The sequence below is a fragment of the Streptomyces cinnabarinus genome (genome assembly GCF_027270315.1).
Taxonomy (GTDB): domain Bacteria; phylum Actinomycetota; class Actinomycetes; order Streptomycetales; family Streptomycetaceae; genus Streptomyces; species Streptomyces cinnabarinus.
On record NZ_CP114413.1, the window covers coordinates 2,650,689 to 2,674,408 of the forward strand.

The 23,720-nt window shown below is 71.9% G+C and carries 22 protein-coding genes; 15 read left to right on the forward strand and 7 right to left on the reverse strand.

Annotated features, from left to right (window positions below):
* The first annotated feature begins 246 nt into the window (after positions 1-246).
* The 7 genes from STRCI_RS11980 (at position 247) to STRCI_RS12010 (ending at position 10,833) form a co-directional block, all read left to right on the forward strand.
* Positions 247-1,770, forward strand: coding sequence for a leucyl aminopeptidase (locus tag STRCI_RS11980; RefSeq protein WP_269658884.1), 1,524 nt, complete (start codon positions 247-249; stop codon positions 1,768-1,770).
* 283 nt (positions 1,771-2,053) lie between these two features.
* Complete coding sequence (lpdA, locus tag STRCI_RS11985; RefSeq protein WP_269658885.1) at positions 2,054-3,442, forward strand: dihydrolipoyl dehydrogenase; 1,389 nt, start codon at positions 2,054-2,056, stop codon at positions 3,440-3,442.
* A gap of 60 nt (positions 3,443-3,502) precedes the next feature.
* Positions 3,503-5,245, forward strand: coding sequence for a 2-oxoglutarate dehydrogenase, E2 component, dihydrolipoamide succinyltransferase (gene sucB, locus STRCI_RS11990; RefSeq protein WP_269658886.1), 1,743 nt, complete (start codon positions 3,503-3,505; stop codon positions 5,243-5,245).
* Positions 5,246-5,535: 290 nt separating this feature from the next.
* The gene (locus STRCI_RS11995) at positions 5,536-6,165 is read left to right on the forward strand and encodes a GntR family transcriptional regulator (protein ID WP_269658887.1); all 630 of its coding nucleotides are present in this window, start codon (positions 5,536-5,538) and stop codon (positions 6,163-6,165) included.
* A gap of 326 nt (positions 6,166-6,491) precedes the next feature.
* A complete protein-coding gene (aceE, locus tag STRCI_RS12000; protein ID WP_269658888.1) occupies positions 6,492-9,194 on the forward strand; it encodes a pyruvate dehydrogenase (acetyl-transferring), homodimeric type in 2,703 nt (900 codons plus the stop codon).
* A gap of 58 nt (positions 9,195-9,252) precedes the next feature.
* Positions 9,253-10,248, forward strand: a complete 996-nt coding sequence (locus STRCI_RS12005) for a helix-turn-helix transcriptional regulator (RefSeq protein ID WP_269658889.1) — start codon at positions 9,253-9,255, stop codon at positions 10,246-10,248.
* Between the two features lie 66 nt (positions 10,249-10,314).
* On the forward strand, positions 10,315-10,833 hold the full coding sequence (locus STRCI_RS12010) for a DUF4240 domain-containing protein (protein ID WP_269664532.1): 519 nt from the start codon (positions 10,315-10,317) through the stop codon (positions 10,831-10,833).
* On the opposite strand, the gene STRCI_RS12015 is transcribed toward STRCI_RS12010, so the two are convergent.
* Both STRCI_RS12015 and STRCI_RS12020 read right to left on the reverse strand, forming a co-directional pair.
* Entirely contained in the window at positions 10,830-11,018 is a 189-nt protein-coding gene (locus tag STRCI_RS12015; RefSeq protein WP_269658890.1) for a hypothetical protein, read from the reverse strand. The two genes, STRCI_RS12010 and STRCI_RS12015, sit on opposite strands and share 4 nt — an antisense overlap.
* A 91-nt stretch (positions 11,019-11,109) precedes the next feature.
* Entirely contained in the window at positions 11,110-11,928 is an 819-nt protein-coding gene (locus tag STRCI_RS12020; protein ID WP_269658891.1) for a peptidoglycan recognition protein family protein, read from the reverse strand.
* A 187-nt stretch (positions 11,929-12,115) separates the two neighbouring features.
* On the opposite strand from STRCI_RS12020, the gene STRCI_RS12025 reads away from it, so the two are divergent.
* Together STRCI_RS12025 and STRCI_RS12030 are read left to right on the forward strand one after the other, a co-directional pair.
* Positions 12,116-13,300 carry a MarP family serine protease gene (locus STRCI_RS12025; RefSeq protein ID WP_269658892.1) on the forward strand — a complete coding sequence of 395 codons (1,185 nt, stop codon included), beginning with the start codon at positions 12,116-12,118 and terminating at the stop codon, positions 13,298-13,300.
* Between the two features lie 57 nt (positions 13,301-13,357).
* Positions 13,358-13,480 (forward strand): hypothetical protein, encoded by a 123-nt coding sequence (locus STRCI_RS12030; protein ID WP_269658893.1) that lies wholly within the window; start codon positions 13,358-13,360, stop codon positions 13,478-13,480.
* Here STRCI_RS12030 and STRCI_RS12035 read toward each other — a convergent pair.
* On the reverse strand, positions 13,461-13,961 hold the full coding sequence (locus STRCI_RS12035; RefSeq protein WP_269658894.1) for a GNAT family N-acetyltransferase: 501 nt from the start codon (positions 13,959-13,961) through the stop codon (positions 13,461-13,463). The two genes, STRCI_RS12030 and STRCI_RS12035, sit on opposite strands and share 20 nt — an antisense overlap.
* A gap of 70 nt (positions 13,962-14,031) precedes the next feature.
* Here STRCI_RS12035 and STRCI_RS12040 point away from each other — a divergent pair, with 70 nt between their 5' ends.
* Both STRCI_RS12040 and STRCI_RS12045 read left to right on the forward strand, forming a co-directional pair.
* Positions 14,032-14,928, forward strand: coding sequence for a TIGR01777 family oxidoreductase (locus tag STRCI_RS12040; protein ID WP_269658895.1), 897 nt, complete (start codon positions 14,032-14,034; stop codon positions 14,926-14,928).
* A gap of 171 nt (positions 14,929-15,099) precedes the next feature.
* Positions 15,100-16,446, forward strand: coding sequence for an NAD(P)/FAD-dependent oxidoreductase (locus STRCI_RS12045; protein ID WP_269658896.1), 1,347 nt, complete (start codon positions 15,100-15,102; stop codon positions 16,444-16,446).
* 43 nt (positions 16,447-16,489) lie between these two features.
* On the opposite strand, the gene STRCI_RS12050 is transcribed toward STRCI_RS12045, so the two are convergent.
* Entirely contained in the window at positions 16,490-17,926 is a 1,437-nt protein-coding gene (locus STRCI_RS12050) for an NsdA family TPR-like regulatory protein (protein ID WP_269658897.1), read from the reverse strand.
* Positions 17,927-18,160: 234 nt separating this feature from the next.
* On the opposite strand from STRCI_RS12050, the gene lipB reads away from it, so the two are divergent.
* The 4 genes from lipB to STRCI_RS12070 all read left to right on the forward strand — a co-directional run bounded on the left by lipB (position 18,161) and on the right by STRCI_RS12070 (position 21,250).
* Positions 18,161-18,958, forward strand: a complete 798-nt coding sequence (gene lipB, locus STRCI_RS12055; protein WP_269658898.1) for a lipoyl(octanoyl) transferase LipB — start codon at positions 18,161-18,163, stop codon at positions 18,956-18,958.
* 106 nt (positions 18,959-19,064) lie between these two features.
* A complete protein-coding gene (gene lipA / locus STRCI_RS12060) occupies positions 19,065-20,030 on the forward strand; it encodes a lipoyl synthase (RefSeq protein WP_269658899.1) in 966 nt (321 codons plus the stop codon).
* 248 nt (positions 20,031-20,278) lie between these two features.
* Positions 20,279-20,479, forward strand: coding sequence for an SCO2195 family GlnR-regulated protein (locus STRCI_RS12065; protein ID WP_269658900.1), 201 nt, complete (start codon positions 20,279-20,281; stop codon positions 20,477-20,479).
* 69 nt (positions 20,480-20,548) lie between these two features.
* Complete coding sequence (locus STRCI_RS12070) at positions 20,549-21,250, forward strand: DUF4191 domain-containing protein (protein WP_269658901.1); 702 nt, start codon at positions 20,549-20,551, stop codon at positions 21,248-21,250.
* A gap of 4 nt (positions 21,251-21,254) precedes the next feature.
* Here the strand turns inward: STRCI_RS12070 and STRCI_RS12075 are convergent, their stop codons facing one another.
* From STRCI_RS12075 to STRCI_RS12085, 3 genes are all read right to left on the reverse strand, one after another.
* Complete coding sequence (locus tag STRCI_RS12075; protein WP_269658902.1) at positions 21,255-21,761, reverse strand: flavin reductase family protein; 507 nt, start codon at positions 21,759-21,761, stop codon at positions 21,255-21,257.
* Positions 21,762-21,824: 63 nt separating this feature from the next.
* Positions 21,825-22,976, reverse strand: coding sequence for an acyl-CoA dehydrogenase family protein (locus STRCI_RS12080; protein ID WP_269658903.1), 1,152 nt, complete (start codon positions 22,974-22,976; stop codon positions 21,825-21,827).
* A gap of 112 nt (positions 22,977-23,088) precedes the next feature.
* Entirely contained in the window at positions 23,089-23,556 is a 468-nt protein-coding gene (locus STRCI_RS12085) for an RDD family protein (RefSeq protein WP_269658904.1), read from the reverse strand.
* Positions 23,557-23,720: the final 164 nt, after the last annotated feature.

Consider the following 23,720-nt stretch of genomic DNA (forward strand, 5'->3'; position numbering starts at 1 on the left):
GAGTGTGTCTCAGGTCACCAGGAGTGAGGGTTGGGAAGTGGCCACGACGCCACTGACAGGTGAACGGCCGTAGGAATGAGCGAACGGGACACACGCGCGTAGGCTCATGCCGAGTGTCAGGCCGCACCGGGGAAGGCCCCGCTGAGCCAGGACCCCGAGGTCGGAATTAGGGTCGGCCGTCGGGCCCGGTCGACCCACCACATTTCGGCCACTGCAACTTCACATCGGAAGCGAGAATTCACCACCGTGACTGCTCTCACTCTCAGCACCGCCGCGGCGCCCGGCCTGCGGGCCGACGCGATCGTGATCGGTGTCGCCAAGGGCGCCAAGGGCCCCGTGGTCGCCCCGGGTGCCGAAGCCCTGGACAAGGCCTACGACGGCAGGCTCGCCGGTGTCCTGGAGACCCTCGGTGCCTCCGGCGGCGAGGGCGAGGTGACCAAGCTCCCCGCCCCGGCCGGCTTCAAGGCACCCCTCGTGATCGCCGTCGGCCTCGGCGCGGAGCCCGAGAAGGACGCCGAGTACGACGCGGAGGCGCTGCGCAAGGCCGCCGGTGCCGCCGCCCGCGCGCTCGCCGGGTCCAAGAAGGCCGCCTTCGCCCTGCCCCTCGCCGACGCCGCCGACGCCGGCGCGATCGCCGAGGGCGCGCTGCTGGGCGCGTACTCCTTCGACGCCTACAAGGACAGCGCCAAGAACGCCAAGGGCAACGGCAAGGCGCCGCTCGGCGAGATCACCCTGCTCGGCGGGAAGCCGCGGGACAAGGCGTTCAAGGCCGCGGTCGAGCGGGCCACCGCCGTCACCGAGGAGCTCAACCGCGCCCGTGACCTGATCAACACCCCGCCGAACGACCTCTACCCCGAGGCGTTCGCCGCCGTCGCGCAGGCGGCGGGCAAGGAGCACGGCATCAAGGTGCAGGTGCTCGACGAGAAGGCCCTCACCAAGGGCGGCTACGGCGGCATCCTCGGCGTCGGCGCCGGGTCCGCGGCGGGGCCGCGGCTGGTGAAGCTGTCGTACACGCACTCCAAGGCCAGCAAGCACCTCGCGTTCGTCGGCAAGGGCATCACCTACGACTCGGGCGGCATCTCGCTGAAGCCGGCGGGCCACAACGAGACGATGAAGTGCGACATGAGCGGCGCGGCCGCGGTGTTCGCGGCCGTCGTCGCGGCGGCGCGCCTCGGCCTTGAGGTCAACGTGACCGGCTGGCTGGCGCTCGCCGAGAACATGCCGTCCGGTACCGCCACCCGCCCGGGTGACGTGCTGCGCATGTACAGCGGCAAGACCGTCGAGGTGCTGAACACCGACGCCGAGGGCCGGCTGGTGCTGGCCGACGCGCTGTGGGCCGCGTCGGAGGAGAAGCCGGACGCCATCGTGGACGTGGCGACGCTGACCGGCGCGATGGTGCTCGCGCTGGGCAACCGGACCTTCGGTGTCATGGCCAACGACAACGCGTTCCGCACGGCGATCGTGGAGGCCGCGGAGGAGGTCGGCGAGGCGTCCTGGCCGATGCCGCTCCCCGACCACCTGCGCAAGGGCATGGACTCCCCCACCGCCGACATCGCCAACATGGGCGAGCGGATGGGCGGCGGCCTGGTCGCGGGCATCTTCCTGCGGGAGTTCGTCGGCGAGGGCATCACCTGGGCGCACCTTGACATCGCCGGGCCCGCCTTCAACGAGCAGGGTCCCTTCGGTTACACGCCCAAGGGCGGTACGGGCTCCGCGGTGCGGACGCTGGTCCGGCTCGCCGAGCTGACGGCCGGCGGGGAGCTGGGCTGATCCGCCCGGCACTGATCCGCCCGGTCCGACCCAACCCGGGCTGATCCACTCGACGGGGCCTCGCGTGCGGGTAGTGCGAGGCCCCGTCCCCTGCTCATGACGCGCTCCCTTATGAGCGTGTGGTGTCTCACACGTCGGCCCCGCGTCTCGTTCGTCTCCGACAAGTGCGAAGATGGGGCTCGGCAGGACAGGGCCCCACCAAGGGCCGAATGAACGAGCGGCCGGACACCAGCCGCCGACCGGTCACTGGAGACCGGTGGCGCACATGCATGGAGGACGTGACGTGGCGAACGACGCCAGCACCGTTTTCGACCTAGTGATCCTCGGCGGTGGTAGCGGTGGTTACGCCGCGGCCCTGCGCGGGGCGCAGCTGGGCCTGGACGTCGCCCTGATCGAGAAGGACAAGGTCGGCGGCACCTGCCTGCACCGGGGTTGCATTCCCACCAAGGCTCTGCTGCACGCCGGTGAGATCGCCGACCAGGCCCGCGAGAGCGAGCAGTTCGGTGTGAAGGCCACCTTCGAGGGCATCGACATCGCCGGGGTCCACAAGTACAAGGACGGCGTGATCGCCGGTCTGTACAAGGGCCTGCAGGGTCTGGTCGCCTCCCGCAAGGTGACGTACATCGAGGGCGCCGGCCGGCTGTCCTCCCCCACCTCCGTCGATGTGAACGGCCAGCGCGTCCAGGGCCGCCACGTCCTGCTGGCGACCGGCTCCGTGCCGAAGTCGCTGCCGGGCCTGGAGATCGACGGCAACCGCATCATCTCCTCCGACCACGCCCTCGTCCTGGACCGCGTGCCCAAGTCCGCGATCATCCTCGGCGGCGGTGTCATCGGCGTCGAGTTCGCCTCGGCGTGGAAGTCCTTCGGTGCGGACGTCACCGTCATCGAGGGCCTCAAGCACCTCGTCCCGGTCGAGGACGAGAACTCCTCCAAGCTTCTTGAGCGCGCGTTCCGCAAGCGCGGCATCAAGTTCAACCTGGGCACCTTCTTCCAGAAGGCCGAGTACACCCAGGACGGTGTCAAGGTCACCCTCGCCGACGGCAAGGAGTTCGAGGCCGAGGTGCTGCTGGTCGCCGTCGGCCGCGGCCCGGTCTCGGCCGGTCTCGGCTACGAGGAGCAGGGCGTCGCGATGGACCGCGGCTACGTCCTCGTCGACGAGTACATGCGCACCAACGTGCCCACCATCTCCGCCGTCGGTGACCTCGTCCCGACCCTCCAGCTCGCGCACGTCGGCTTCGCCGAGGGCATCCTGGTGGCGGAGCGCCTGGCCGGTCTGAAGGCCGTGCCGATCGACTACGACGGTGTCCCGCGGGTGACCTACTGCCACCCCGAGGTCGCCTCCGTGGGCATCACCGAGGCCAAGGCCAAGGAGATCTACGGTGCGGACAAGGTCGTCGCTCTGAAGTACAACCTGGCGGGCAACGGCAAGAGCAAGATCCTGAACACCGCGGGCGAGATCAAGCTCGTCCAGGTGAAGGACGGTGCCGTGGTCGGCGTCCACATGGTCGGCGACCGCATGGGCGAGCAGGTCGGCGAGGCCCAGCTGATCTACAACTGGGAAGCGCTGCCGGCCGAGGTCGCCCAGCTCATCCACGCCCACCCGACGCAGAACGAGGCGCTCGGCGAGGCCCACCTGGCCCTGGCCGGCAAGCCGCTGCACGCGCACGACTGACCCTCGGTCGACGAACGCGACGACACAGACTTCCGCAATCCGTTAGGAGCAACCGAAACCATGGCGGTTTCCGTAACCCTTCCGGCGCTCGGCGAGAGCGTCACCGAGGGCACTGTCACCCGCTGGCTGAAGGCCGAGGGCGAGCGCGTCGAGGCCGACGAGCCCCTGCTCGAGGTGTCGACCGACAAGGTCGACACCGAGATCCCCTCCCCCGCCGCCGGCATCCTGGCCTCCATCAAGGTCGCCGAGGACGAGACCGTTGAGGTCGGCGCCGAGCTGGCCGTCATCGACGACGGCACGGGCGCGCCCGCCGCCGCCCCGGCCCCGGCCGCCGAGCCCGTCGCGGTTCCGGCCCCGGTCGCCGAGGCCCCGGCCCCCGTGGCCGAGGCCCCCGCCGCCCCCGCGCCCGCCGCCGCCCCGGCCGGTGCCGCCGTCGGCACCGACGTGGTGCTGCCCGCGCTCGGTGAGTCCGTCACCGAGGGCACCGTCACCCGCTGGCTGAAGTCGGTCGGCGACAGCGTCGAGGCCGACGAGCCGCTGCTCGAGGTCTCCACCGACAAGGTCGACACCGAGATCCCGGCGCCCACCGGTGGCGTGCTGCTGGAGATCGTGGTCGGCGAGGACGAGACGGCCGAGGTCGGCGCCAAGCTCGCCGTCATCGGCGCCCCGGGTGCGGCTCCGGCCGCTGCCCCGGCCCCCGCCGCCCCGGCCCCGGCCGCCGCTCCGGCGCCCGCCCCGGCTCCGGCCGCGCCCGCCGCTCCGGCTCCCGCGCCCGCCCCGGTCGCCGCCGCCCCGGCCCCCGCCGCCCCTGCGCCGGCTCCGGTCACCCCGGCCCCGGCCGCTCCGGCGCCCGCCGCCGCGCAGGCGACCGACGAGGGTGCCTACGTCACCCCGCTGGTGCGCAAGCTCGCCGCCGAGAACGGCGTCGACCTGGCCACCGTCAAGGGCACCGGCGTCGGCGGTCGTATCCGCAAGCAGGACGTGCTCGCCGCCGCCGAGGCCGCGAAGGCCGCGCCGGCTCCGGCCGCCGCTGCCGCCGCGCCCGCCGCCGCGAAGAAGGCCCCCGTCCTGGAGGCCTCCCCGCTGCGTGGCCAGACCGTCAAGATGCCGCGCATCCGCAAGGTCATCGGCGACAACATGGTCAAGGCGCTGCACGAGCAGGCCCAGCTGTCGTCGGTCGTCGAGGTCGACGTCACGCGTCTGATGAAGCTGCGCGCCCGTGCCAAGGACGCGTTCGCGGCGCGTGAGGGCGTCAAGCTCTCCCCGATGCCGTTCTTCGTCAAGGCCGCGGCCCAGGCGCTGAAGGCGCACGCGCCGGTCAATGCCAAGATCAACGAGGCCGAGGGGACCATCACCTACTTCGACACCGAGAACATCGGTATCGCGGTGGACTCCGAGAAGGGCCTGATGACCCCGGTCATCAAGAACGCCGGTGACCTCAACCTGGCCGGTATCGCCAAGGCGACCGCCGACCTGGCCGGCAAGGTCCGCGCCAACAAGATCACGCCGGACGAGCTGTCGGGCGCGACCTTCACCATCTCCAACACCGGTTCGCGCGGTGCGCTCTTCGACACGATCATCGTGCCGCCGGGCCAGGTCGCGATCCTCGGCATCGGCGCCACGGTCAAGCGCCCGGCCGTCATCGAGACGGAGGAGGGCTCGGTCATCGGCATCCGTGACATGACCTTCCTGACGCTCTCCTACGACCACCGTCTGGTCGACGGCGCCGACGCGGCCCGTTACCTGACCGCGGTCAAGGCGATCCTTGAGGCGGGCGAGTTCGAGGTCGAGCTCGGCCTGTAACAGGCCACGCCGACAAGCCGCTTCGCTGGTACGACGCCCCCGTCCGGAGTTCTCCGGGCGGGGGCGTCGCATTCCCCTGCCGGTGCCGGACCGAGAAGCCGCTGCCCGGCGGGCCGGGTCGGGTCTGCGGCCGGGGCGTCCGTCATGCGGACGTGTAAGTCTCGTCTCACCTGCACGAAAGCCCCCCTGTGCGCCCCTCCGGGACGGCCCCGCGGCCTTATTGTCTAAACGTCAAACGCCTCCGGGGCCGATGGGCGGCCTCTTGGGCGGCCCCTCCCTAAGGAGCTCTCATGACCGCGCCCGTCGTCCACTCGCTGCGCGAACAGATCCGCGAGCACATCCTGGAAGGGATCATCAGTGGGCGCTGGCAGCCGGGCGAGCGGATCGTGGAGCGGCGGATCGCGACCGAGCTCGAGGTCAGCCAGACGCCGGTGCGTGAGGCGCTGCGCGAGCTGGAGTCGCTGCGGCTGATCGAGTCGGCGCCCAACAAGGGCGTGCGGGTGCGGAATCTGACCGCCGCCGATCTGGAGGAGAGCTACCCCGTCCGGGCCGGCCTGGAGGCCATTGCCGCGGAGCTGGCGGCGGAGCGGCTGGCGCAGGACTGCTCGGCGCTGGAGCCGCATGTCTCGGCGCTGTACGAGGCGGACCGGAACGCGGACGGCACCGCCCAGGTCCGGCACACCGTCGGTTTCCACCGCGAGATGGTGCGGGCGGCCGGGAACTCCGTGCTGCTGCACACCTGGGAGGGCCTCGGCATCGAGGTCTTCACGGCGCTGTCGATCCGGTGGCTGGGGACGGTCCAGCAGTCGTACGCGGAGGAGCACGAGGAGCTGGTGCAGGCGTTCCGGCGCCGGGATCCGCGGATCGCGGATCTGGTGAAGGCCCATGTGCTGGGCTGCGCGCCGCGTCACGAACCCTGAGACGCGACCCGCGACCCCTGAGACACGCCCCGCGACCCCTGAGACACGCCCCGCGATCCCTGAGCGCGCCCTCGCTCAAAAGTTGCCCTCACCTGCGAAAACCGTTCGAAAACAAGGCACCCGGTGTCTCCGGTCAAGGCACCCGGTGCCGACTTTCTCGTGATCAAGAGGTTTTCCCCCTCAACCCTTTGATCGATCATCGATCAGGGAGTTATTGTCGCCGACGGACCTCCACCGAGGTCCTCCGCCCTGTCCTGCCAAAGACCAAGGGCACACCCGAACCCTTACCGATGAGGGAACCCCCTTCGACTGAGGAAGGCGGCGACATGACCGACCCCAACGCCATCCAGCCGAGCGAGCTCGACCAGCTCCACGACCGCGACCCCGAGGAGACCGCCGAATGGCAGGCCTCGCTGGACGCGGTCGCCAAGGCGGCCGGCCCGCACCGTGCGGCTTATCTGATGCGCCGCACGCTGGAAAGGGCAGAGGGCAACGGCATCGCGCTGCCCAAGCTCCTGGAAACCGACTACGTCAACACCATCCCCACCGCCGCGGAGCCGGGCCTGCCCGGTGACCCGGCGATGGAGGCGCGGATCACCGCCTGGAACCGCTGGAACGCGGCCGCCATGGTGACCCGGGGCAGCAAATACGGCGTCGGCGGCCACATCGCCACCTTCGCCTCCGCGGCCTGGCTGTACGAGACCGGCTTCAACCACTTCTTCAAGGGGAAGGAGGCGGACGGCTCCGGTGACCAGCTGTACATGCAGGGGCACGCCTCCCCCGGCATCTACGCCCGCGCCTTCCTCGACGGACGGCTCGGCGAGCAGCACCTCGACAACTTCCGTCAGGAGTCGGGCGGCAACGGCCTCCCGTCGTACCCGCACCCGCGCCGGCTGCCCTGGCTGTGGGAGTTCCCGACGGTGTCGATGGGTCTCGGCCCGCTCTCCGCGATCTACCAGGCGCGCTTCAACCGGTACCTCACCAACCGCGAAATCAAGGACGTCTCGGCCTCCCACGTGTGGGCGTTCCTCGGTGACGGCGAGATGGACGAGCCCGAGTCGACGGCGGCTCTCGCCCTCGCCTCCCGTGAGGGCCTGGACAACCTGACCTTCGTCATCAACTGCAACCTGCAGCGCCTCGACGGTCCGGTTCGCGCCAACTTCAAGATCGTGCAGGAGCTGGAGGCCCAGTTCCGCGGCGCCGGCTGGAATGTCATCAAGACGCTGTGGGGCTCCGCCTGGGACGAGCTGTTCCAGCTCGACACCACCGGCGCGCTGGTACGGCGGCTGCGCGAGGTACCGGACGCGCAGGTGCAGACGTACCAGACCCGTGACGCCGCCTATATCCGCGCCGACTTCTTCGGCAAGGACCCGGCGCTCGCCGAGATGGCGAAGCTGCTGAGCGACGACAAGATCCTGGAGTGCTTCCACCTCTCCCGCGGTGGTCACGAGGCGCGCAAGGTGTACGCCGCGTACAAGGCCGCCGTCGAGTTCAAGGGCGCGCCGACCGTGATCCTGGCCCAGACGGTCAAGGGCCACACCCTCGGCGAGGGCTTCGCGTCGAAGAACGCCAACCACCAGATGAAGAAGCTGACGGTGGACGAGTTCAAGACGATGCGTGACCTGCTGGAGCTGCCGATCTCCGACGCGCAGTTCGTCGACGGGGTCGTCCCCTACGGCCACCCCGGCGCCGACTCCCCCGAGGTCCGCTACCTCCAGGAGCGCCGGGCCGCGCTCGGTGGTCCGGCCCCCGCGCGGCGGGTGCACCTCGTCGCCCCGCTGCCCGCCCCCGCCGAGAAGGCCTTCGCCTCCTTCGACAAGGGTTCCGGCTCGCAGAACGTGGCCACCACCATGGCCTTCGTCCGGCTCGTCAAGGACCTCGTCCGCGACAAGGAGACCGGCAAGCGCTGGGTGCCGATCGTCCCCGACGAGGCGCGCACCTTCGGTATGGAGTCGCTGTTCCCGTCGCTCGGGATCTACTCCCCCAAGGGCCAGACGTACGAGCCGGTCGACCGTGACCAGCTGATGTACTACAAGGAGGCCAAGAACGGCCAGATCCTCAACGAGGGGATCACCGAGGCCGGTTCGATGGCCGACTTCATCGCCGCGTCCACCGCGTACTCCACGCACGGCGAGACGATGATCCCGTTCTACATCTTCTACTCGATGTTCGGCTGGCAGCGCACGGCCGACCAGATGTGGCAGCTCGGCGACCAGCTCGGCCGCGGCTTCCTGGTCGGCGCCACCGCGGGCCGTACGACGCTGACGGGTGAGGGCCTGCAGCACGCCGACGGCCACTCGCCGGTGATCGCCGCGACGAACCCGGCCGCGCTGACGTACGACCCGGCCTTCGCCTACGAGGTGGCGGCGATCGTCAAGGACGGTCTGCGCCGGATGTACGGCGAGGCGGCGCCGGGCGAGGACCAGGACGTCTTCTACTACCTGACCGTCTACAACGAGCCGCTGCCGCAGCCCGCGAAGCCGGCCGGGCTCGGTGTCGACGAGGGCATCGTCAAGGGCCTGTACCGCTTCAACACGGCCGAGTCCGCGGGCGTGACCGTCCCCGCCAACGCCCCGCGCATCCAGCTGCTGGGCTCCGGTACGGCGATCCACTGGGCGCTGAAGGCGCAGCGGATGCTCGCCGAGGAGTGGGGTGTCGCGGCCGACGTGTGGTCGGCGACGTCCTGGACCGAGCTGCGGCGGGACGCCCTGGAGGCGGACGCGGCGCTGCTGCGCGGCGAGGAGCGGACGCCGTACGTGCGGCAGGCGCTCCAGGGTGCCGAGGGCCCGGTGCTGGCGGTCTCCGACTACATGCGCCAGGTCCCGGACCAGATCGCGCAGTGGGTCGAGCAGGACTGGTCCTCGCTCGGTGCCGACGGCTTCGGTCTGTCCGACACCCGTGAGGCGGCCCGCCGCCACTTCGGTGTCGACGCCGAGTCGATCGTCGTCGCGGCCCTGGCCCAGCTCGCCAAGCGCGGCGAGGCCAAGGCGACGGCGGTGAAGGAAGCCCGCGAGCGCTACGGCCTGTAGTAGTGGTTGTGCGATGAGGCCCCCGCCCCCGGCGGGGGCCTCGTTGCATCATGGTCCTGTGCGTGCCGCCCGCCTCATCAAAATGGTTCTGTTGCTCCAGTCCCGGCCCTCCATGACCGCCGCCGAGCTGGCCCGGGAGCTGGAGGTGTCCGAGCGGACGGTGACGCGGGATGCGCAGGCGTTGTCGGAGGCCGGGGTTCCGGTCTATGCGGACCGGGGGCGGGCCGGGGGGTACCGGCTCATCGGGGGGTACCGGACGCGGCTGACCGGGCTGGCCCGCAGTGAGGCCGAGGCGCTCTTTCTCAGCGGGGTTCCGGGGGCGCTGCGCGAGATGGGGCTTGAGGACGCCGCCTCCGCCGCGCGGCTGAAGGTGTCCGCCGCCCTGCTGCCCTCGCTCCGGGACGCCTCGCGCACCGCGTCCCAGCGCTTTCATCTGGACGCGCCCAACTGGTTCACGGAGCCGAAGGCGCCCGCGCTGCTGCCCGCGGTCGCCGAGGCGGTGTGGGACGACCGGCGGGTCGTCGCGGCGTACCGGCGCGGCGAGGGCGAGGTGCGGCGGGAGCTGGAGCCGTACGGGCTCGTGCTGAAGGCCGGGGTCTGGTACCTGTGCGCGCGGGTCGCCGGGCACGGGACCTACCGGGTGTACCGCATCGACCGGTTCACCGCCGTCGAGCCCGTCGAGTCGGGTGAGGAGCGCTTCGACCGGGACGAGGGGTTCGAGCTGCCCGCCTTCTGGGCGGAGCGCGCGGAGGAGTTCGCGCGTTCCCTGCTGCACGCCGAGATCGTGGTACGGCTCTCCCCGGACGGTGTGCGAAGGCTGCCTTACGCCCTCGATCCGCAGTCCGCGCGGGAGCGGCTCGCCGAGGCCGGCGCACCGGACGCGCGGGGCTGGGTGACCGTGACGGTCCCCGTGGAGTCGGAGGAGGTCGCGCACACCCAGCTCGCCTCGCTGGGGCCCGAGGTGGAGGTGCTGGCGCCGGAGACGCTGCGGGCGCGGTTCGTGGCCGACGCCGTACGGCTGGCCGCCCTCTACGGCGGCGCGGACGCCCGATAACAATCCGCCACACTCCACCAGACTCCACGTGCGCCCCACCCGTCCAGGGCCGATGCTGGACCCGTGATGGACGAGACGGAGTTCTGGGAGCTGGTGGACGCCAGCCGTGAGACCGCCGAGGGCGACCCGGAGGAGCAGGCCGACCTGTTGGTGGACCGGCTCCTCCAGCTGGACCCCGAGATGGTCCTGGACTTCGCCCGTCACTTCGAGGCCCGCTACAACCGCGCCTACACCTGGGACCTGTGGGGCGCCGCCTGGGTCCTGCTGGACGGCGCGAGCGACGACGCCTTCGACTTCTTCCGGTGCTGGCTGATCGGCCAGGGCCGGGACGTGTACGAGGGTGGGGTGCACGATCCGGACTCGCTCGCCGATCTCCTGGACGAGTTCGACGAGGAGTTCGACGGCGACGGCGAGGAGCTCGGCTACGCGGCGGACGAGGCCTACGAGCAGCTCACCGGCACGGTCGCCCCGGACCTCGGTATCCCGCCCGCCGCGGCGGAACCGGCGGGGGCGCCGGTCGCCTTCGAGAGCGAGGGCGCGCTGGCGGATCGTTATCCCAAACTGTGGGAACGGTTCCGGGACTAGAAGCGCCGCCGGCTCGAGTCGGACGGGATGTACGCCTGCGTCGGCTCGGCCGCCTTCACCGCTCGGTGCTGCGGTGCCGCGTTGGCCTGGTCGAGCGCCGACGCCGTGACGGCGGCCGGTCCCAGGACGACCGTCGCGACCGCACAGACCACCGTCCACACCCGACTGCTGTTGCTGCTGCTCATGATCCCCACCCCTCCGGTCGGCTTGTGGGCACGACGGTAGGGCGGCGGGTTCGGATTGCCCTGCGGGAGCGCTGTGGCGTGCCTGTGAGCCTCAGTGACGGCCCTGGAGGCGGGCGGCCAGTTCGCGGATCTCCGGGAGCCGGGCGCTGAGGGCCGCTCCGGGGCAGCTGGTCATGTAGCCCTCCTGGTGGGGGGCGAGGGCGTGCAGGGTGGCCGCGGTGCCGCGGGCGTAGCGGCTGCCGTTGTTGCTGGAGACCAGGCGTACCTCGGCGCGCGGGTCGGTGCCGGACAGGCCCAGTTTCCAGGCGGCCAGGGCGGCGATGGAGTCGGTCATCGCCTTCGGCACCTCGGCGCCGGCGGTGAAGGTGCCGAGGGCGGCGATACCGGCGGTGCGGTGGTTGAAGCCCTGGGTGTGGGCGCCGGTGACGGGGCGGGTGACGCCGCCCGCGCGGCCCTCGTAGATGGTGCCGCAGCGGTCGACGAGGAAGTTGTAGCCGATGTCGTCCCAGTCCCGGGAGCCGGTCTGCCCGGCGTACAGGTAGCGGATGATGCGGGGCGCCTCGGCGCAGTCGTAGGCGTTGGGCGAGTCGGTGTGGTGGACGAAGACGGCGACGACCTTGTCGTCGTAGCGCGGCGGCGGCTGATGGCGCCGGGTGTCCTCGTCGAGCCACGCGGAGCGCGGCACGATGGGCGGCCGGGCGGCGGTGTGCGCGGCGGCCGGACGGGCCGCCAGGGCCTGTGCGGCGGTCGCGGCGGGGCGTTCCACGCCGCTCGCGCACAGGGCCAGCGCCGTGACGGCGGCGAGCCCCGGCAGACAGCCGAGGGCGACGAGGGCCGCGCCGGGTATTCGGGGGGCGCGACGCCTCCGCGCCGCCCGCGTTCTTCGGAAGGCCGGTCGGAAGACACGCATGGACCCACTGTCCGACGGATCGGCTCCGCCCGCGATGTGTGCTCTGCCACCTGGTGGAACCATCGTCATGGTCTGCGGCGTTTTCCGGGGTACACGCACGCGTGACCGGTTCCGGCGGGCAGGCGCGCGTGGCTGATCACTGGGCCCGTTCCGTGCGTACTGGATGGTCCGAGAGAAAGGCGGCTCCGTGGACCTGCTCGACATCCTGTTGTTGCTGGTGATCCTGGCTTATGCGGCATCCGGCTACCGGCGCGGTCTGGTCGCGGGCTGTGTCTCGCTCGCCGGGTTCGTGGGCGGCGCGGTCATCGGCGTGTGGGTGCTGCCGTGGGTGATGGACCTGGTGGAGCCGGGGACCACCGCGGCGACGGTGACCGCGGTGCTGACGGTGCTGGTCCCGGCGGCGGTGGGGCACGAGCTGGCGGGGCGGCTCGCGCTGCGGCTGCGCCGGGAGCTGGACCAGGGGCCGCTGAGGGTGGCCGACGGGGTCGGCGGGGCGGTCGCCAACACGGTGGCCGTGCTGATCGTGGCCTGGGTCGCGGCGAGCGTGCTGGCCGCCTCCTCCTCGCCGCTGCTGACCTCGGCGATCCGGGACTCCCGGGTGCTGGGGACAGTCCAGGACGCGATGCCGGAGACCACGCCGGCCTGGTTCTCGCGGGCCACCTCCGCGCTCACCGAGGCGGGGTTCCCGCAGGTGTTCAACCCGTTCGAGAACGAGTCCACCGCCGAGGTCGCCAAGCCGACCGGCGACAGCGTCACCGCCGCCGCCACCGGCGCCGCCAAGCGGAGCACGGTCAAGATCGAGGGCGTCTCGGGCACCCAGGGCCGCGAGGGCAGCGGCTTCGTGTACGCGCCGCGGCACGTGATGACCAACGCCCATGTGGTGGCCGGGCTGGACGAGCCGAGCGTGCGGGTCGGCGGGGTGGGACCGGCGTACGAGTCGCGGGTAGTGCTGTTCGACCCCGACAAGGACGTGGCGGTGCTGTACGTGCCCAGGCTGAGCGCGCCGGTGCTGGCGTGGGACGACAGTGCCGAGCGCGGGGACTCCGCGGTCGTCGCGGGCTATCCGCAGGACGGCGACCTGAACCTCCAGGCGGCCACGGTCGCGAACCGGGTGCGGGCGAACGGCCAGAACATCTACAACGACGGGACCGTCACCCGCGAGATCTACTCGATCCGCTCCACCGTCCGCCCCGGCAACTCCGGCGGCCCGCTGCTGACCACCGACGGCAAGGTGTACGGCGTGGTCTTCGCCCGCTCCACCTCCGACGCCGAGACCGGCTATGTGCTGACCGCGGCGGAGGTCGCCGAGGACGCCGAGCGGGCCGCGGACGCGACGGCGCCGGTGGACACGGGCGAGCTGGTCACGTCGTAGCGCGACCCGCTCCACGATCATGGAAACCTCTCAGGCCCCCGGCTCCAGGAGGTTCCCATGGCCGTCTTCTTCCTGATCTCCCTGCTCGTGGCGGGCGCCGCCCTCGGCCTGGCGGTGCGCCGGCGCCGGGCGGCCGCGGCCCTCGACCAGGAGGCCAGGTTCAGAGACGGAGCCCCATGACGACGTCGTCGACGAAATCGCCCTCCAGGAGGAACTCCTCGGGCAGCACGCCCTCCACCACGAACCCCTCGGACTCGTACAGCCCCCGGGCCGGGGCGTTGTGGCCCAGGACGCGCAGGGTGAGCCGGCGGGCGCCGCGCCGGCGGGCCTCCTCGACGGCGGCCCGGATCAGCGCCCGTCCGACGCCGCGTCCGCGCGCCGCGTCGGAGACCGCGAGGCCCTGGATCTGCCGGACATGCGCGTTCGAGGCGAGCGGTGTGGGGAAGGCGAGCCGGATGTAGCCGACCAGGCTCCGGTCCAGCTCGGCGACGAGATAGTCCTCCGGAAGGTGGCGCTCGTCGAAGAAGGGGTTGTACGGCGGTTGCGGTCGGGGGGTGACCGCGTGCAGCGTCGACCAGGTGTCCCGGTCGAGGCGGGCCAGCTCCTGCTCGTCCTCGGGCAGAGCGGTGCGTATGTGGGGCGACTGGCGGGACTCGGGCATGCGGGTCACCTTACGGCGCCGACCGGCCGGTCCGACCAGGCATTTTCGGCGCCCGACACAGGATGGGGTCATGGAACGATCGAGAATCGCGGTGGCAGGGGCCTCCGGGCTGATCGGGAGCGCGCTGGCCCGGTCCCTGACAGCGGACGGGCACGAGGTGGTGCGCCTGGTGCGGCGGCTGCCGCGGACGAAGGACGAGATCCGCTGGGACCCGGAGGCCAGATTCGTCGACGTGGCCGATCTCGCCGGGTGCGACGCGGTGGTCAACCTGGCGGGGGCCGGGGTGGGTTCGCGGCGCTGGACGGAGGCGTACAAGACGCGGATCCGGTGCAGCCGGGTGCTGGGCACGGCGGCGCTCGCGGAGGCCATGGCGAACATGGACACCCCGCCGCGGGTCTTCGTCAACGGCAGCGCGATCGGCTACTACGGCGAGACCGGCGACCGGGTGGTCGACGAGAGCGCGCCGCCCGGGGAGGGCTTCCTGCCCGAGCTGTGCGTGACCTGGGAGGGCGCGGCGTCCCCGGCGGAACGGGTGGGCGTGCGGACGGTGTTCGTGCGCACCGGTCTGGTGGTGGCCCGGCACGGCGGGGCCTGGGGGCGGCTGTTCCCGGTGTTCAAGGCGGGGCTCGGCGGGCGGATGGGCAGCGGACGGCAGTACTGGTCGTATGTCTCGCTGCATGACGAGGTGGCGGCGATCCGGCATCTGCTGGACTCGGACGATCTGTCGGGGCCGTTCAACGTGACCGCGCCCGAGCCGCTGACGAACCGTGAGATCACCGCGGCGATGGGCCGGGTGCTGAACCGGCCGACGGTGTTCACGGTGCCGGAGCCGGTGCTGCGCACGGTGCTCGGGGAGTTGGCCGGGGATGTGCTCGGCAGTGCGCGGGTGGTGCCGAAGCGGCTGCTGGAGTCGGGGTTCACTTTCGCGTTCCCCGACATCGAGGGGGCGGTACGAGCAGCGCTGTGACGGCGTACGACCCACCGCGCGTCCGTATGCGACCGTTGTGCGACCGTGCCCTGTCGATGCGCGACTTCCCTTGACCGATCACAGCCCTAACCTCGACCCGAACTCGGGTATCCCCGGAGCCTGTTGGGGGCATGACGTCTCCACCGGCCGCGCAACGTCGAGGAGGGGCACGTGCTTGAGCCCGCGTACCAGGCGGACGTCGTCGTGGTGGGAGCCGGGATCGCCGGCCTCGCCGCGGCCCATCGGCTGACCAGCGCAGGAGTGACGACCGTAGTCCTGGAGGCCGCCCATGACGTGGGCGGCCGTATGTCGACCGAGAAAGTCGACGGCTTCCGGCTCGACCGCATCGGGCAGTTGATGTCCACGTCGTATCCCGAACTACGGCTGACCCCGGGACTCGACGCGCTCGCCCTGTGCACCTTCGCACCGGGGGTCCTGCTGCACAGCGACGGGCACCGCCATCGGGTGGGCGCTCCGGCGGCTCAGGGTGGCGCGAGGGGCGCACTCCACGCGGTGCGCGCCCTGGCGAGCGCCCCCCGGCCCATTGCCGCGCCGCGTGCGCCGCTGGGTACGGCGGTCGACCAGGCCCGGCTCGCCGCCGCGCTGGTCCGGATCGCGGGGACGCCGGCCGAGCGGCTGCTGGCCCGCGCCGAGGCACCGGCCGGGCAGGCGCTGACCGAGCGCGGCCTGCCGGCGCGCGCGGTCGACGGCTTCCTGCGGCCGCTCCTGGCCGCGCTCCTGTGCGATCCGGAGCTGACGTCGTCCAGCCGGTGCGCGGATCTGGCGCTGCACTCCTTCGCGAGCGGGCGGCTGTGCCTGCCGGAGGGCGGAGCGGAGGCACTGCCGCACCTCCTCATCCGGTCGCTGCCGCCCGGGACCGTGCACACCGGGGTGCGCGTCACCTCGGTCTCGACGACCGCGGTGACCACCGCGGAGCACGGGGTGTTCCGGTGCCGGGCGGTCCTGCTCGCCACGGGGGCGCGGACGGCGGCGGACCTGCTGCCGGGGCTGCGGGTACCGGACTTCCACCCGGTGACGGTGGTCCACCACACCACGGACGAGCCGCCCACGACCGGCGGGGCGCTGCTGCTGGACGCCGACCGGGGCGGTCCGGTCGCGCACACGGCGCTGCTGAGCGCGGTGGACTCGACGCGCGCGCCCGCGGGCCGGGCCCTGGTGTCCTCGACGGTGCTGGGCACACCCCCGGCCGACCTCGACACGGCGGTCCGCAAACACCTGTCCCGCCTCTACGGCACCTCCACGTCCCGCTGGGAGACCCTGGCGGTCCACCGCACCCCGGACGCGGTCCCGGCCATGCGGCCGCCCTACGACGCCACCCGCCCGGTACGCCTCCTGGCGGGCCTCTACGTCTGCGGCGACCACCGCGACACCGGCACCCCGGTCCAGGGCGCCCTGCGCTCGGCCCACCGGGCCACCGACGCCCTGCTGACGGACCTGGGCGCAACAGGCTCCCTGCACCGGGCGGACCCACTGCCGGCGGTGTCGAAGGCCGCGTGACGACCATGGGTTCGGCACCGCGCTCAGCGGTGCCGAACCGTCCTCAGCCCAACGCCGACACCTTGTCCCGATACCCCCTCACAGGTGCCGCGTCCTTGTAAGGCTCCAGGCGGCGTTCGAAGTCACGGATGTACTCCGCCGCCCGGACCGACCGCATCTCCGCCGCCTGGCCCGCCGCCTCCACGCCCAGCGCGCACGCCTGGTCGAGTTCGCCGAGGCCCAGGCGGGCGGAGGCGAGGACGACCCGGCAGAAGAGGCGGCTGCGGGCGAAGGCGGGCGCCCGGAGCTGGAGGGACCGCTCGGCGTGCTGGGCCGCGGCCCGGAACTGCTGCAGGTCCCGGTGGCAGTGGCCGAACTCGTCCGCGAGCTGCGCCTCGTCGAAGAACCGCGCCCAGTGCGGGACCTCGTCGGCGGGCCGCGCCGCCTCCAGCGCACGCTCGGCCCGCACCAGGGACGCCGTACAGGCCCGCACCTCCCCCAGTACGCCGTGTCCGCGCGCCTCGGCGGAGTGCAGCAGCGCCTGGACGGTGGGCGGGGCACTGGTCCCGACACCCTGCTGGGCGACCCGGGCGAGCTGCACCGCCTCCCGCCCGTGCCCGAGATACACCGCCTGGCGGCTCATGGTGACCAGCACATAGGAGCCGTACGCCCGGTCCCCCGCCGCCTGGGCCAGCCGCAGCGACTGGACGTAGTACCGCTGCGCGAGACCGTGCGCGGCGATGTCGTACGACGTCCAGCCCGCGAGCCGGGTCAGATCGGCCGCCGCGGCGAACAGCCGGCGCCCGGTCTGCTCGCCGTAGGTGCCGCGCAGCATCGGCTCGCACTCGTGCTCCAGATACCGCACGAGGGCCTGCCGGGCGTGGCCGCCGCCGTACATGTTGTCCAGGGTGCGGAAGAGCTCGCCGACCGAGCGCAGGGCGTTGATGTCGCCCCCGGTGACCTTCTGGCCGGGTCCGCGCTCGGCCTGGCCGCGCTGGCGGGGCACCGCGGGACGGCCCTGGACCGGCACCCGGGCGGTGGACTCGCCGTGCGCGACCTTGTCGTCGGCCCGGCCGATCAGCCAGTCCCGGCTGGGCACCACCAGACCGGCCGGGGTGAAGGCGATCTTGCGCAGCTCGGCATGGCTGCCGGAGTCCTTGCGCCACAGGCCGCTGACGATGTCGACGGCCTCTTCGGGGGTGGCGGCGAACTCCAGGCCCGCGTAGACGGGAGCGCAGGCGTCCAGGCCGAGGTCCTGGGCGCTGAGCCGACGGCCGAGGCGGCGGGTGAAGACCTCGGCGATCAGGGCGGGGGTGGTGCCGCGGGGCTGCTGTCCGCGCAGCCACCGGGTCACGGATGTCTTGTCGTATCTCAGATCCAGCCCGTGTTCGAGTCCGAGCTGATCCACGCGTCGGGCGAGACCCGCGTTGGAGAACCCCGCTTCTGCGATGAGCGCGGCGAGCTGTCGGTTGGGAGTGCGCTGCGCGGGTCGTTCCGTCATCTGCGGTGCGGTCTCCTGCCTTCCAGGCCTTTGACATGCCCGGATTGCCTGTGAGCAGCCCTTATGGCCTCTGCGAACGGCGCGAATGTAGCGGAGAGTGAGCAGGTGATCGCACCCTTCCTCACCCGTTCATCCGATCGTGTGAGGATTGGCCGCCAGACTGACGCTCGACCGGCAGTCGTACAGTGGCGTAGGCACCCTTCGTGCCTTACGACGTCCAGGGAGGCGCTTGCCGTGAGTGAGTTGCGGTTCGTCCGTATGGGGTTCGGCGGCGACGCCGTCGAGTACCAGGAGGCCTGGGACGAGCAGCGCCGGGTGCACGCGGCGCGGTTCGCCGACGAGGTCCCCGACACCGTGCTGCTGCTCGAACACCCGCCGGTCTACACGGCCGGCCGGCGCACGGCGGACAACGAGCGCCCGCTCGACGGCACCCCCGTCATCGACGTGGACCGCGGCGGCAAGATCACCTGGCACGGCCCGGGCCAGCTGGTCGGCTACCCGATCCAGAAGCTCCCGCGCCCGGTGGACGTAGTGGCGCACGTACGGCGCCTGGAGGAGGCCCTGATCCGCACCTGCGCGGAGTTCGGCCTGGAGACCACCCGGGTCGAGGGCCGCAGCGGGGTGTGGGTGCTCGGCGATCCGGTCGAGCAGCGCCCGGCGATCGGCGGGCTCTCGCTCGACTTCGACCCCCGTCTCCAGGACGAGGAGTTCGACCCGCGGATGAACGGCCCCGAGTACGCCCCGTCCAACGCGGGCCAGCGCCGTGAGGACCGCAAGATCGCGGCGATCGGGATCCGGGTCGCCAAGGGCGTCACGATGCACGGCTTCGCGCTGAACGTGAACCCGGACAACAAGTGGTTCGACCGGATCATCCCGTGCGGCATCCGGGACGCGGGCGTCGCCTCGATCGCCGCGGAGCTCGGCCGGGACGTCACGATCGACGAGGTCCTGCCGGTCGTCGAGCGGCACTTGACCGACGTACTGGAGAACGCGGAGCTGAAGCCGCGGGAGATCGAGAAGGCCAGCGCCTGACGCGGGGAATCAGCCCTGCGGTGTTGGGGTTGGCCTCACAGCAGAGCTGAGTAAGCACGGGCGTACCCTGGTGTACGCCGAAGAATCGAAGCTACAGGGAGCCGATGTGTCCGCAGTCGCACCCGACGGACGCAAGATGCTGCGCCTGGAGGTCCGGAACAGCCAGACCCCCATCGAGCGCAAGCCCGAGTGGATCAAGACCCGGGCGAAAATGGGTCCCGAGTACACCGCCATGCAGAAGCTCGTGAAGAGCGAGGGGCTGCACACGGTCTGCCAGGAGGCCGGCTGTCCCAACATCTACGAGTGCTGGGAGGACCGCGAGGCGACCTTCCTCATCGGTGGCGACCAGTGCACCCGGCGCTGTGACTTCTGCCAGATCGACACCGGCAAGCCCGAGGCGCTCGACCGCGACGAGCCGCGCCGGGTCGGTGAGTCCGTGGTCACCATGGACCTGAACTACGCCACCATCACCGGCGTCGCCCGCGACGACCTGGAGGACGGCGGCGCCTGGCTGTACGCGGAGACGGTCCGCCAGATCCACCAGCAGACCGCCGACCGCGAGGCCGGCCGCACCAAGGTCGAACTCCTCGCCCCCGACTTCAACGCGGTCCCCGAGCTGCTCCAGCAGGTCTTCGAGTCCCGCCCCGAGGTCTTCGCGCACAACGTGGAGACGGTCCCGCGGATCTTCAAGCGGATCCGCCCCGGCTTCCGCTACGACCGCTCGCTGAAGGTCATCACCGACGCCCGCGACTTCGGCCTGGTGACCAAGTCCAACCTGATCCTCGGCATGGGCGAGACCCGCGAGGAGGTCAGCGAGGCGCTCAAGCAGCTGCACGAGGCGGGCTGCGAGCTGATCACCATCACGCAGTACCTGCGCCCCTCCGTGCGCCACCACCCCGTCGAGCGCTGGGTCAAGCCGCAGGAGTTCGTGGAGCTGAAGGAGGAGGCCGAGCAGCTCGGCTTCTCCGGTGTGATGTCCGGCCCGCTGGTGCGCTCCTCCTACCGCGCCGGACGGCTGTACCAGATGGCCATCGAGAAGCGGGGTGCCTTCATCGCCTCCCAGGCGGTCTGATGGCACGCAGTGTCACCGGATGTGTGTGAATCCGGGCACAAGCAACTACCGGGCGGTAGTGGCCGATTGACGCGGTCCCGGGCGTCCCCGCAGATGGGGGCGCCGTCAGGGCCGCGTCAGTGTTTTCGGGCCACATATCAAGGCTTCATTGGCGTTTGACCGGTCGGTCACGCCCTGGTAACACCAATCAGTGACGCTGGACTCACACCACGTACACCCGAAGCCGCTCCCGAGGGGGGACCTCCACCATGCAGGCCGCGCCGGTTCGCGCCACCGCCATCCCGTCGTTCACCACTGCACTCCGTGCCGTCGAGTCGCTGCTGATGAGCGGCGGCCAGCGCACGGCCCGCCGCAACGCCTGGACGTCCGTCCTGGAGGACCGCCGCCGCGCCAAGGACCGGGTCGAGGCGCAGCAGGTGCTGGAGCGGGCGCACTCCGTCCGCACCTGACCGTCGCCGACCGTTCGGTGACCGGCACTGCCGTCGTCGGCACTCCCGGGGCCACGTAGACTTCGTGCCATGGCGAGAAGTGACAGCGCGGCGGATGCCGCTAACCCCGGGCGTCTGAAGCAGATCGCCCTGACGTACAAGATGACCCGCAGGGCCGACAAGACGATCGGCTTTGTGCTCGCGGGAGTCTTCCTCCTCATCCTCGGTGTCTTTCTCGCGATCGGCTTCCTGATCGGTCACCCGATCTACCTCGGCATCCTGGGCGTCGTCCTTGCCTTCCTCGGCACGGCGATCGTGTTCGGGCGCCGGGCCGAGCGGGCCGCCTTCGGGCAGATGGAGGGCCAGCCGGGTGCCGCGGCGGCCGTGCTGGACAACATCGGCCGGGGCTGGACGACCACCCCCGCGGTGGCGATGAACCGCAGCCAGGACGTGGTGCACCGGGCCGTCGGCAAGGCCGGCATCGTCCTGGTCGCCGAGGGCAACCCGAACCGGGTGAAGAGCCTGCTGGCCGCCGAGAAGAAGAAGATGAACCGCATCGTCGCGGACGTGCCGGTGCACGATCTGATCGTCGGTGTCGGCGAGGGCCAGGTCGAGCTGAAGAAGCTGCGCACGACCATGCTGAAGCTGCCGCGGGTGCTCTCCGGCCCGCAGGTGACCGCCACCAACGACCGGCTGCGCGCCCTGGGCGACCTGATGAGCAACATGCCGCTGCCCAAGGGTCCGATGCCCAAGGGCATGAAGCTCCCCAAGGGCGGCCCGAAGGCCCGCTGAGCCCTCAGGCCAGTGTTCTGAAGGACCGGTCGTAATACACCATCGGGGCTCCTTCACCCAGTCGTACATCCGTCACCCGGCCGATCAGGACCGTATGGTCCCCGGCCGGGTGACGTGCGTGTGCCACGCAGTCCAGCTCGGACAGGGCCCGCTCGACCGTCGGCAGCCCGCCGGGGCTCAGCCGCAGCCCGCCGCAGGCGAACTTGTCGGCGCCCTTGGTGGCGAAGCGCTCCGCGAGCGGCCGGTGGACCGGGGAGAGCACGCTCACCGCGAAGCGGTCGCAGCCGGCGAACGACGCCGCCGAGTCCGCCGAGTTCGCCAGGCACACCAGGACCATCGGCGGCTCCAGCGACACCGCGCAGAACGAGCTGGCGGTGAATCCGCGGGGCGTGCCGTCCTGACAGCGGGTGGTGACCACCACGACGCCCGAGGGGAAGCGGCTCATCGCGGCCCGGAACTCCTCGGGGGCCACCGTCGCCTCGGGTATGTCCGTGTCCTGCTCCGTCCTCACGGCCGCACCACCTCCGCGTTCACGTCGACTATGCGCGTACCGTCATGGCCCGGCAACCGGACGTCACCGCCGGGCGGACAGCGCCCAGGCGCCGTACGCCGCACCCGTGGTCTCGAAGGAGAGCGCCACATGGGAGGCGGCGCTGTTCACATCGCGCCAGAAGCGCTGCACCGGGTCGGTCGAGGACTGTCCGGAGGTCCCGCTGGTGCGGAAGACCCGGTCGACCGCCGAGACCAGCAGCTCCACCGCGAGCGCCAGATCCCGGGCCCCTCGCACGGCCGCCTCCCCCTCCGACGGGGTCTCGGTGCCGTCGGCGACGGCCGCGGTGCGCCGTACGAGGAGTTCCGCGGCGTCCGCCTCGGCGGCCGAGCGGGCCAGCGAGACCTGGGTGGCGGGCAGCTCCGCCACGGCCCGGCCGCGCCGGTCGACGCGGGATCCGGTGCGCTCGACCCAGGACCGCGTCGCCCCGCGCACGGCGCCGACCAGGGGGGCGGCGAAGGGCAGGGAGTTCACGGCGTGCATCGGCACGAGGTGACAGCGCGCGTCCGAGCCGGTCGCCCGGCCCGCGTGGACGGCGGAGCGGGCCAGGGTCCGGTGCTCGGGCACGAGGACGTCGGCGAGGACCAGGGTGTCGCTGCCGGTGCCGCGCATCCCCACGGAGTACCAGCTGTCCTTGATCGTGAAGTCGGCCGCCGGGACCGCGAAGTACCGCACCGCGGGCCGTCCGTCGGGGTCGGCGGACGGCTCGTCCGGTACGGCCGCGCAGGCGAGCGCCCAGTCGGCGAAGTGCACGCCGCTGATGTACTTCCACTCACCGCTCAGCCGCCAGCCCCCGGGCACCCGCTCCGCCGTGCCGGAGGGCATCAGCGCGGCGGCCAGCAGCGCGTCCGGGCCGTCCGCCCAGATCTCCTCCTGGCCCCCCTCGGGCAGGAAGGCCGCGTACCGGCCGGCGTAGGCGGACAGCGACGCCGCCCAGGCCGCCGAGGTGCAGCCCTCGCCGACCAGGAAGACCGCGGAGGTCAGCTCGGTGAAGCCGCCGGCCGTACCGCCGTGGGCCCGGGGCACGAAGTGCCGTGCGAAGCCCGCGTCCCGCACCGCGTGGACCACCTGCGCCGAAAGCCGCCGCGCGGCCTCCGCCTCCTCCGCGTGCCGGGCCGCGAGCTCGGCGACCTCGGCTGCCCGGGTCACGATCGTCGACGTGTTCTCGTACGCCACTGTTCCACCACCTCCGCCGGTATGGCGGCAGTGTTTCGAACAGGGTTCGACGGGGGCGGGACCCCGGGCCGTGGCCGGGGTCGGCGTCACCCGACCGGCGGCCCGGCGGGAATCAGCCGCGGACCTCGACCGTGCGCGCCAGCCGGTCGTGCAGGCCCCGGCCGTCGCGGTCCCAGATCAGGGCGGGGACGGCGAGGAACATCAGGACCGTGCGCAGCAGCACCCGGAGCGGGTGGACGCGGCCGGTGTCGAGGGCGACCACGCGCAGGCCGAAGAGCCGCTTACCGGGCGTGAAGCCGAGGGTGCCGACGGTGAGCACGATCAGCGCGAAGAGCAGGATCGGCGCCCAGATCTGGGCCGCCTCGTTATAGCTCTGCGTGATGAGGCCGTATGCGATCAAGAGACACAGACCCCAGTCCACGACCAGGGCGCCGAGCCGCCGACCCGGGCGGGCGATCGAGCCCGGCCCGTGCTCCGGCAGACCGAGCTGCTCGCCCCGGTATCCGAGGTCCACACCGGCCTCTTCCATGGCCGCGCGGGGCCCGGAAAGCCACGATCCGATTGCTTGCCTGTTGTCCACCCGTCCAAGGTACTGCGCCCGGATATGAGCAAGGACAGGTGGGGTGCGTCGGGGCTACGGTGGAAGCCGGGCCGGTTAACTTGTGCGAAACAAATGGGTCACGCCCGAGAAATCACGCGTCCCTAGGGTCGTGGACAGCGTGTGCCACCGCACTGGCCGCACGA

Excerpts from the sequence above, each read along its gene's own strand:
- STRCI_RS12010 (WP_269664532.1), top strand. The coding sequence starts at position 10,315 with ATGGACGAGACGGAGTTCTGGGAGCTGGTGGACGCCAGCCGTGAGACC.
- sucB (WP_269658886.1), top strand. The coding sequence starts at position 3,503 with ATGGCGGTTTCCGTAACCCTTCCGGCGCTCGGCGAGAGCGTCACCGAG.
- STRCI_RS12040 (WP_269658895.1), top strand. The coding sequence starts at position 14,032 with ATGGAACGATCGAGAATCGCGGTGGCAGGGGCCTCCGGGCTGATCGGG.
- STRCI_RS12050 (WP_269658897.1), bottom strand. The coding sequence starts at position 17,926 with ATGACGGAACGACCCGCGCAGCGCACTCCCAACCGACAGCTCGCCGCG.
- STRCI_RS12035 (WP_269658894.1), bottom strand. The coding sequence starts at position 13,961 with ATGCCCGAGTCCCGCCAGTCGCCCCACATACGCACCGCTCTGCCCGAG.
- STRCI_RS12065 (WP_269658900.1), top strand. The coding sequence starts at position 20,279 with ATGCAGGCCGCGCCGGTTCGCGCCACCGCCATCCCGTCGTTCACCACT.
- STRCI_RS11995 (WP_269658887.1), top strand. The coding sequence starts at position 5,536 with ATGACCGCGCCCGTCGTCCACTCGCTGCGCGAACAGATCCGCGAGCAC.
- STRCI_RS12020 (WP_269658891.1), bottom strand. The coding sequence starts at position 11,928 with ATGCGTGTCTTCCGACCGGCCTTCCGAAGAACGCGGGCGGCGCGGAGG.
- STRCI_RS12030 (WP_269658893.1), top strand. The coding sequence starts at position 13,358 with ATGGCCGTCTTCTTCCTGATCTCCCTGCTCGTGGCGGGCGCCGCCCTC.
- aceE (WP_269658888.1), top strand. The coding sequence starts at position 6,492 with ATGACCGACCCCAACGCCATCCAGCCGAGCGAGCTCGACCAGCTCCAC.
- STRCI_RS12070 (WP_269658901.1), top strand. The coding sequence starts at position 20,549 with ATGGCGAGAAGTGACAGCGCGGCGGATGCCGCTAACCCCGGGCGTCTG.
- STRCI_RS12015 (WP_269658890.1), bottom strand. The coding sequence starts at position 11,018 with ATGAGCAGCAGCAACAGCAGTCGGGTGTGGACGGTGGTCTGTGCGGTC.